Origin of the sequence: Stenotrophomonas pictorum JCM 9942 (genome assembly GCF_001310775.1) — a bacterium.
Taxonomy (GTDB): Bacteria; Pseudomonadota; Gammaproteobacteria; order Xanthomonadales; family Xanthomonadaceae; genus Stenotrophomonas; species Stenotrophomonas pictorum.
This window is the reverse complement of record NZ_BAZI01000503.1, coordinates 1-1,619: the sequence shown is the minus strand read 5'-3', so window position 1 is coordinate 1,619 and position 1,619 is coordinate 1. Positions and strand designations below refer to the sequence as shown.

2 protein-coding genes are annotated in these 1,619 nt (G+C 68.9%); one reads left to right on the top strand and one right to left on the bottom strand.

Translation table 11 applies throughout. From position 1 onward, the window contains the following. Positions 1–1,013: phosphatidylglycerol lysyltransferase domain-containing protein (locus JCM9942_RS15465; RefSeq protein WP_157722979.1), on the top strand; the 1,013-nt coding region annotated here is incomplete at its 5' end. Here JCM9942_RS15465 and JCM9942_RS15460 read toward each other — a convergent pair. Beyond that, positions 982–1,619, bottom strand: a 638-nt coding sequence (locus tag JCM9942_RS15460; protein ID WP_218185507.1) for a virulence factor family protein, incomplete at its 5' end; no start/stop codon positions are given. The two genes, JCM9942_RS15465 and JCM9942_RS15460, sit on opposite strands and share 32 nt — an antisense overlap.

Sequence of the window (1,619 nt, the reverse complement as noted above, 5' to 3'; positions counted from 1 at the left end):
CAGCACCCGCGCCCCCGCTCCCGCTGCCCGACCCCGATGCGCTGGAGCAACTGCGCGACGTCCTGGCCCAGGCCCAGGACACCCAGGCCTGCCTGGTGATGATCGGCGACAAGGCGGTCCTGCGCAGCGAGGCCGGCGATGGCTTTGTGATGATGCAGCGCTACGGCGGCTCGCTGGTGGCGATGGGCGATCCGGTGGGACCACCGGAAGTCGCCCGGAAACTGGTCTGGCGATTCCGCGAAACCGCCGACCGCCTGGGTCTGCGTCCGGTGTTCTACCAGACCGGCGAACGCTACTGGCAGACCTACCTCGATCTGGGGCTGACGCTGGTCAAACTGGGCGAGGAAGCCATGGTCCCGCTGCAGGACTTCAGCCTGGCCGGCAGCGAACGGGCCGAGCTGCGCCAGGCCTGGAACAAGGGCAAGCGGGCCGGTCTGTGCTTCCGGCTGGTGCCCGCGCCGGGGGTGGCGGGCTTGCTGCCGGTACTGGCCGATATTTCCGAGCGCTGGCTCGAGGAAAAAGCCGGCGAGGAGAAAGGCTTCTCGCTGGGCAGTTTCGACCCGGCTTACCTGCTGCGCTTCCCGCTGGCAGTGGTGGAAGCCGACGGCCGGGCGGTGGCCTTCGCCAACCTCTGGCAGGCGCCCGCTGGACGGGAACTGTCGGTGGACCTGATGCGGCACCATCCCGACGCGCCCAAAGGCACGATGGACTTCCTGTTCATCGAGCTGTTCCTGTGGGGGGCGGCCAACGGCTACCGCCGCTTCTCGCTGGGCATGGCGCCGCTGACCGGGCTGGCCGAGCATCGCCTCGCCGGCCGCTGGAACCGCTTTGCCAACCTCGTCGCCCGCCATGGCGAGCGCTTCTATGGCTTTGGCGGCCTGCGCCGGTTCAAGGCCAAGTTCGCACCGGAGTGGCGTCCCCGCTATCTGGCCGCGCCCGGCGGCATGCACCTGCCGGCCGCCTTGCTGGATGTAACCCGGCTTATTTCGCTGGATCCGCAGCGCCAGAAGTGAGTGCCGCCAGACGCCGCAGGATCACCTTGGCCAGTCCTTCGTAATCCCCTTCGAAATGGTGATCGCCGGGCAATTTCACCACGCTGATGCTGTTGGCCGGCAGCTTCGGGCACAGCGCCCCGGCGTCCTCCTGCCCGTAGAGGCACAGCGTACGAGCGGCCGGCAAGGCGCGCATTTCCGGCGCGATGGGCAGACCGGCGTCATCATCGCCGCCCAGCCAGTTGCTGACATGGAACTCGTAGGAGGCGGTGCTGCCCGGCGACATCAACACGGTCATCTCCAGCATCGCCTGCGAGGCCGGAGGCAGGTGGTTGATCGCCGCCGGCAACACGTCGGCGCCTTGCGAAAAGCCGATCAGCAGCAGCCGCGGCCGCTTCCACTGCCGCGCGTAGTGCTGCGCGATCCGGTCCAGATCCGTGGCGAAACCGGCCGGCGTGCGCCGGCTCCAGAAGTAGCGCAGCGAATCCAGTCCCACCACCGGGATTCCCGCCGCCGCCAGCGCACCGGCCACGTCCTTGTCCAGTCCGGCCCAGCCACCATCCCCGGAGACGAACACCGCGAACGTATCGTCCTGCCCGGGGGCGGGAACCTCGACCAGCGGCAGCC